General features: G+C 72.4%; 5 protein-coding genes. 1 reads left to right on the top strand and 4 read right to left on the bottom strand.

Annotation, left to right across the window (positions count from 1 at the left end; all coding sequences use genetic code 11):
• Window positions 1-40: 40 nt before the first annotated feature.
• The 4 genes from ACTUAL_RS31810 to ACTUAL_RS31795 are packed head-to-tail and all read right to left on the bottom strand — an operon-like array spanning window position 41 to window position 6052.
• A complete protein-coding gene (locus tag ACTUAL_RS31810) occupies window positions 41-1669 on the bottom strand; it encodes an ABC transporter substrate-binding protein (RefSeq protein ID WP_440902814.1) in 1629 nt (542 codons plus the stop codon).
• A 47-nt stretch (window positions 1670-1716) separates the two neighbouring features.
• Window positions 1717-2649 (bottom strand): carbohydrate ABC transporter permease, encoded by a 933-nt coding sequence (locus ACTUAL_RS31805; RefSeq protein WP_096497707.1) that lies wholly within the window; start codon window positions 2647-2649, stop codon window positions 1717-1719.
• Entirely contained in the window at window positions 2646-3644 is a 999-nt protein-coding gene (locus tag ACTUAL_RS31800; protein ID WP_177154643.1) for an ABC transporter permease, read from the bottom strand. The genes ACTUAL_RS31805 and ACTUAL_RS31800 overlap by 4 nt, the downstream gene beginning before the upstream one ends.
• Window positions 3641-6052 carry a glycoside hydrolase family 3 N-terminal domain-containing protein gene (locus ACTUAL_RS31795; protein WP_440902813.1) on the bottom strand — a complete coding sequence of 804 codons (2412 nt, stop codon included), beginning with the start codon at window positions 6050-6052 and terminating at the stop codon, window positions 3641-3643. Before ACTUAL_RS31795 ends, ACTUAL_RS31800 begins: the two co-directional genes overlap by 4 nt.
• Window positions 6053-6304: 252 nt before the next feature.
• Here ACTUAL_RS31795 and ACTUAL_RS31790 point away from each other — a divergent pair, with 252 nt between their 5' ends.
• Window positions 6305-7342, top strand: coding sequence for a LacI family DNA-binding transcriptional regulator (locus tag ACTUAL_RS31790; protein ID WP_440902812.1), 1038 nt, complete (start codon window positions 6305-6307; stop codon window positions 7340-7342).
• Window positions 7343-7402 lie beyond the last annotated feature (60 nt).

Here is a 7402-nt window from a genome sequence, read left to right as displayed (position 1 = left end):
GGTGGTCGGGGACGGTCGTGCGGCGGGCGCCCATCGCGGTTCAGCCGTTCTTCTGCTTGTAGCGCTGGTGGGCGCTGTTGGCCAGGTCCACGAACTGGGTCCGCCCCTTGGCGTCCAGCTCGCTCACGTACGCGTCCCAGGTCGACAGGTCCCGGTCGCCCAGGATGAACTGGAGCGCGGACTGGTTCGCGTAGTCCTTCAGCGGGGTCTCCCAGAGCGAGGCCCGCTCGCGCTCCTCCTCGGTGAACGGGTACGGCGGCACCAGCGGCGCGGGCGTCTTCTTCGCCATCTCCTCCTGGAACGCGATCTCCTCGTCGGTGAACGTCGAGCGCAGCAGCTCGGTCGGGCCGCCGTAGGCGAACACGCCGCCCGCGAACCCGAAGTCCTTCTGCAGGTGCTTGGGCGCGCCGGTGTTGGTGCCCGCGTAGGTGATGCCGGGGTTGAGCACCCGCTTGCCGGAGGCGTCCTTGTCGTAGGTCGTGCCGGGCACGCCCCACTTCACCAGCTCCTGGCCCTCCTCGGAGTACCAGACCCAGTCGACGTACTGCATCATCGCGACGAAGTGCTCGCTCTCGGCGGCCTTCGCCGGGATCATCAGCCCGTTCTCCAGCCGCGACCCGGTGATCAGGTTCCCGGCGGGCCCCGCGGGCAGCGGGATCTTCGCCACGGTCGCGCCGGGGATGCCGGAGATCCCCGGCCGGTAGTCGTTGACCACGTTCTGCGCGGTGGCGCTGTTGGCGAACGACTCGCCGTTGGCGAACTTGCGGATCGCGATCTGGTCGTCCTTGCGCGTGAAGCTCTCCGGGTCGAGCAGCCCCTCGGCGACCAGCTTGCGCAGGTACTCCAGCATCGCCCGGTACTGCGGGCTGGAGGCGCTGTACTCCAGCTTCTGCGCCTTCTCGTCCCAGGTCGCGTTGACGTAGCCCCACCCGGCGGCGGTGCCGTAGGTCATGCCCAGGACGTTGAGCAGCGCCTTGCCCTCGAACCGGTCGGACAGCGGGTAGCTGTCCGGGTGCGCGGCCTTGATCGCCTTGAGGGCGGTGTAGACCTCGTCCCAGTCCTTCGGCGTCGCGATGCCCAGCCGGGTCAGCTCGTCGGTGCGGAACGCCAGCGTGTAGTCCTGCCACGGGGCCTCGTGCAGGCCCGGCAGCACGTAGAACTTGCCGTCGTCCTGGCGCAGCGCCTCCAGGTCCTTCTTCAGCCCCCACTTCTCGACCTTGGCCTTGAAGTTCGGCATCAGGTCGAGGTAGTCGCTGACCGGCAGGATCGCGCCGGAGGCCACGAACGGCCGCTCCATGCCGGGGTAGGTCTTGGAGATGATCTCCGGCGCGTCCCCGGCCCCGATGACCAGGCTGCGCTTCTGGTCGTAGTCGCTGTTGGGCACCACCGTCGGCTTGAGCGTGACGTTGGTGCGCGAGGTCAGCTCCGACCAGAGCAGCCACTCGTTCTTGATCGGGTAGTTGGCGTGGTCGTTGTAGAGGATGCCGAAGTCCAGCGGCTCGGTGGCCCTGAACGGCGTCCCCGCGGCGAAGTCGGCCATGGCGCCCACCCGCTTGCCGTCCAGGTCCACCGGCCCCGAACCGGGGTCGTCCCCGCTGCAGGCCACCAGGCCCGCGACCAGCCCACCCGCCACCAGTGCGGTGAACGGCCTCTTCCACTTCGTGCGCATCGGGCAACTCCTCGGGTGCGACAGCGTCGTCAACGGGCGAGAGCGCGCTACTGCTTGACCGCGCCGAGCATCACGCCCGACACGAAGAACCTCTGGACGAACGGGTAGACCACCAGGACCGGCAGGACGGTGAGCACCATCGTCACGGCCTTGATGTTCGCCGACACCTGCGCCACGTCGGCCGACCCGCCCGCGCCGACCGCGTCGGCGCCGCTGGCCCCGGCGAGCATGTTCCGCAGGTACACGGTCACCGGGAACATGTCGGCCCGGTCGAAGTACAGGAACGCCCCGAACCACGCGTTCCAGTTCGCCACCGCGTAGAACAGCACCATCGTCGCCAGCACCGCCTTGGACAGCGGCAGCACGATCCGCAGCAGCACCCCGTAGGCGCTCAGGCCGTCGACGACCGCCGCCTCCTCCAGCTCGGACGGCAGGTTCTCGAAGAACGACTTCATCACCAGCAGGTTGAACACGCTGATCGCGTTGGGCAGCACCACCGCCCAGATCGTGTTCTTCAGGCCCAGACCGGAGATCAGCACGTAGTTCGGGATCAGGCCGCCGTTGAAGAACATGGTGAACACGGCGATCCCGATCAGCAGCCCGCGCCCCTTCAGTCGCCGCTTGGACAGCACGTAGGCGTAGACCGTGGTCAGCGCCATGGCGATCGTGGTGGCCACCACCGTGTAGACCACGGTGTTCAGGTAGCCGGTCCAGAACGCCGGGTCCGCCATGACGAACCGGTAGGTCTTCAGGTCGAACCCCTGCGGCAGCAGGTTGACCCGCCCGGTGCGGATGGCCTGCTCGTCGCTGAACGACTGGGCCACGACGTTCAGGAACGGGTACAGCGTCACCGCGACCACGCCCAGCAGCAGCGCGGTGTTCACCACCCGGAACACCCGGTAGCCCGGCGTGTCGTCCAGCCCGCGCGGGGCCGCGCGCACCACCGGCTTCTCCGGCTCCCCGGCCACCTCGGGCGTCACCACAGGCTCGTCCCCACCGCTCGGCGCGAGATCGCGTTCGCGGACAGGATCAGCACCAGCCCCACCAGCGCCTCGAACAGGCCGATCGCGGCGGCGTAGCTGAAGTTGTTGGACACCAGGCCCACCCGGTACAGGTAGGTCGACACCACGTCGCCGGTCGGGTACGTCAGCGGGTTTTGCAGCAGCAGGATCTTCTCGAAGCCGACCGCCGTGAAGGTGCCGGTGTTCAGGATCAGCAGCGTCACCATCGTCGGCCGGATGCCCGGCAGCGTGATGTGCCAGGTCTGCCGCCACCGGCTCGCCCCGTCGATCCGGGCAGCCTCGTACAGCTGCTCGTCCACGGTCGTCAGCGCGGCCAGGTACAGGATCGTGCCCCAGCCGACGGTCTGCCACACCTCGGACGACACGTAGATCGTGCGGAACCAGTCCGGGGACTGGATGAACGGCACGGCCTCCGCGCCGAACAGCCGGGTGACCTGGTTGACCGTGCCCTCCACGGACACCAGCTGCATCACCATGCCCGCCACGATCACGATCGACAGGAAGTGCGGCAGGTACGCCACGGTCTGCACGAACCGCTTGAAGTAGCGCGAGCGCACCTCGTTGAGCATCAGCGCCAGCACGATCGGCAGCGGGAAGCAGAACAGCAGGGTCAGCGCGCCCAGCACGACGGTGTTGCCGAACACCGACCAGAAGTTGGGGTCCTTGACGAACATCCCCACGTACCGCAGGCCGACCCACGTCTCGCCGAACACGCTGCCGCCCGGCACGAACCGGCGGAACGCGATCACGTTGCCCAGCATGGGCAGGTAGCGGAACACCAGGAAGAACAGCAGCGGCAGCACGGCCAGCGAGTACAGCTGCCAGTCCCGGCGCAGCGCCCGCCGCCAGCTCTCCCGCCTGCCCGCGGGGCGCCCGCCGGGCCGCTTCCCGCGCCTCGGCCGCGCCTCGGCCACCGTCTCGGCGACGAGGGCGGTCTCCGGTGCGGCGGTCATGCCCCCGGAGCCTCTCCGGCGGCCACGCCCGCGAGCGCCCCCGGCGCGGCGGACCCGACCGGTCCCGGCGCGCCCTCGGACCCCACCGGCTCGACCAGCGCCGTCGCCGCCCACCGCCGGGTCGCGTGCGCCACCTCGCGCACCCCGCCCACCAGGTCCACCACCAGCTCGCCGTGCACGTCCGCGCTGGAGCGGGACACCCGCAGCCGGACCTCACCCGGCTCCACGACCACCCGCCCGTCCAGCCCGGTGAACGCGGCCACGTCGGCGGGCACGGTCAGCACCACCCGCGCCGCGGCCCCCGCCACCAGGTCGACCTTCGCGAACCCGACCAGCCGCACCACCGGCCGCGTCACCGACGCCACCGGGTCGTGCAGGTACAGCTGCACCACGTCCGACCCGTCCACCCCGCCGGTGTTGCGCACCTCCAGCTCCACCCGCACCTCGCCGTCCACCGGCCACTCCGCCGCCGACACCGCGGGCTCGGACCAGGTGAACCCGCCGTACGACAGCCCGTGCCCGAACGGGAACGCGGGCGTGGGGTCCACAGTGGACACCGCGGTGCGCCGCCCCAGCGGCGGCGACAGGTACGTCCCCGGCTGCCCGGACGGATCGGCCGGGACGCCCACCGGCAACCTGCCGGACGGGTTGACCGCGCCGGTCAGCACCTCGGCGATCGCCCGCCCGCCGAGCTGGCCGGGGAAGAACGCCTGCACCGCCGCCGCCGACCCCGCCACCAGGTCGCCCACCGCGTAGGGGCGGCCGGTGATCAGCAGCAGCACCACCGGCGTCCCGGTCGCCAGCACCTCCCGCACCAGCTCCGCCTGCACGCCCGGCAGGGTCAGGTCGGTCGCGTCGCAGCCCTCGCCGGACGTGCCGCGCCCGAACAGCCCGGCCCGGTCGCCCACCGCCACCACGCACACGTCCGCGTCCCGCGCCGCCGCCACCGCGTCGGCGAACCCGGACCGGTCCTCGACGTCGACCGGGCAGCCCACCGCGTGCGCCACCTCGACGCCCAGCTCCCGCAGCCCGTCCCGCACGGTCGGGATCTCCAGCCCCAGCCCGGCTTCCGGGTGGTGCACGCCGATGTGCGCGGGGAACGAGTAGCAGCCCAGCACCGCCATCGGGTCGTCCGCCAGCGGCCCGACGAGCGCGACCCGCGCGGACGGCCGCAGCGGCAGCGCGCCGCCGCCGTTGGCCAGCAGCACCACCGACTCGCGCGCCAGCTCCAGCGCGATCGTCCGCGAGCCCGCGTCGTCCAGCTCCAGCGAGTCCACCGACTCGGGCAGCGGCGACCAGTCCGGGTCGAGCAGTCCCAGCTCCGCCTTCTGCGCCAGCACCCGGCGCGCCGCCCGGTCCACCAGCTCCTCCGGGACGTCGCCGCGCGAGACGGCGCGCAGCAGCGGTTCCCCGTAGCAGCGCACGGTCGGCAGCTCGACGTCGATCCCCGCGCGCAGGGCGAGCGCGGCGGCCCGCTCCTCGTCGCCAGCGACGCCGTGCAGGGTCTGCAGGAACTTGATCGAGAAGTAGTCCGCGACCACGGTCCCGGTGAAGCCCCACCCCTCGCGCAGCAGCCCGGTGAGCAGCCCGGCGTCGGCGGCCGACGGCACGCCGTCCAGCTCGCTGTAGGAGTTCATCACCGACCGCGCGCCGCCGTCGCGCACCGCCATCGCGAACGGCGGCAGCACCACGTCGGCCAGCTCGCGCGGCCCGATGGACACCGGCCCGAGGTTGCGGCCCGCCCGCGAGGCCGAGTAGCCCGCGAAGTGCTTGAGGGTGGCCACGACCCCGGCGTCCTCCAGCCCCCGCACGTACGCGGCGCCGACCACGCCGACCAGCAGCGGGTCCTCGCCGATGGTCTCCTCGGTGCGCCCCCAGCGGTAGTCGCGGGTCACGTCCAGCACCGGCGCGAGCCCCTGGTGCACGCCCGCCGCCCGCATCGACGCGCCGATCCGCCCGGCCATGGCCCGGACCAGCTCCGGCCGGAACGAGGCGCCCCAGGACAGCGGGGCCGGGTGCGCGGTCGCGCGCCAGGCGGCGAACCCGGTCAGGCACTCCTCGTGCACCAGCGCGGGGATCCCGAACCGGCTGGCGGCGGTGATCTGCTCCTGCGCGGAGGCCAGCGACCGCGCGCCGAGCGCCGGGTCGACCGGCCTGGTGCCGAACGGCCTGGTCAGCTGGCCGAGCCCGGCGGAGATCACCTCGGTCCAGTCGACGGGGTCGCCGGTCAGCTCGGACTGGTGCGGCGCGACGTCCCCGCCCTCGGGGTCGGCCCCCACCCAGACGCCCACGAGCTGGGCGAGCTTCTCGCGGAGCGTCATGGCCGAGAGCAGCGCCTCGACCCGATCGGCCACCGGCAGGCGCGCGTCCCGCCAGGGGGAGCCACCGTCCGCCGTCCTGTTCGCCATCGACCAGGTACCTCCGCTTCACGTCCTCGTGAATGGCCGAAAGTATCGAAAGCTAGCCCGACATGCCGGCCCGGTGGGCAGACCGTAAGACCCGTGATCCACCACGTCAACACCCCGTGACCCTTTTGCTTCCAGGGCATTCCCGGTCATTCTGTGACCGTTCGTTGGCAAGCGGAGTCGGAAGCTCTACGCTCTGGCACCGAAACTTTAGGTCCGGCGTATGCCGGGCGACCCGGCCGAACGGGGTACCGCATGAGCACGTCGCCCGCACCGGACCCGGAGCCCGGCCACCCCGCCTCGATCACCTCGATCGCGGCCGAGGCCGGGGTGTCCGTCCCGACCGTCTCCAAGGTCCTCAACGGCAGGCCCGACGTGGCCGCCGAGACCAGGGCGCGGGTCGAGGGCCTGATCGAGCGCAGCGGCTACCGGCGCAGGCGCGCCCGCCAGTCGTCCCGGCCCGCGCTGGTCGACCTGGTGTTCCACGAGATGAACTCGGTGTGGGCCACGCAGATCATCCGGGGCGTCGAGCGGGCCGCCGCCGAGGAGCGCGCCGCCGTGGTGCTGTCCGAGCTGGGCGGCGCGCACCGGCCGCCCGGCGAGTGGTTCGACGACCTGCTCGCCCGCCGACCGCTCGGCGTGATCCTGGTGCTGGCGGAGCTGGACGAGGAGCAGCGGGCCCGGCTGACCGCGCGCAGCATCCCGTTCGTGTTCGTGGACACCGCGGGCGAACCGCCGCCGGGCGTGCCCACCGTCGGCTCCACCAACTGGGCGGGCGGGCTGGCCGCCACCCGGCACCTGATCTCGTTGGGGCACCGGCGGATCGCGGTGATCTCCGGGCCGACCGCCGTGCTGTGCAGCCGGGCCCGCGTCGACGGCTACCGCAGCGCGCTGGAGTCCGGCGGCATCCCGGTCGCGCCGGAACTGGTGCGGTACGGCGACTTCTACGTCAACGGCGGCTACTCGCACGGCATGGACCTGCTCACCCGCCCCGACCGGCCGACGGCCATCTTCGCCGGGTCGGACTTCCAGGCGCTGGGCGTGATGCGCGCGGCGGGCGAGCTGGGGCTGTCGGTCCCCGGCGACCTGTCGATCGTGGGCTACGACGACCTGCCCGTCACCGAGTGGATCGGGCCCGGCCTGACCACGATCCGCCAACCGCTGCCGGAGATGGCGGCGACGGCCGCGCAGATGGTGTTCACGCTGGCGCGCGGCGAGCGGCCCGCCGTGGAGCGGATAGACCTCGCGACGGAGCTGGTGGTGCGCCAGAGCACCGCGCCGCCGCGCGGCTGACCCCGGCAGCCGGAGCCGCAGCCGGACCCGCCGCCGGAGCCCAGCCCGCCGCCGGAGCCG

Source organism: Actinosynnema sp., assembly GCF_052038725.1.
The sequence above is the reverse complement of the archived record's forward strand: the minus strand, read 5'-3'. Positions and strand labels throughout refer to the sequence as shown.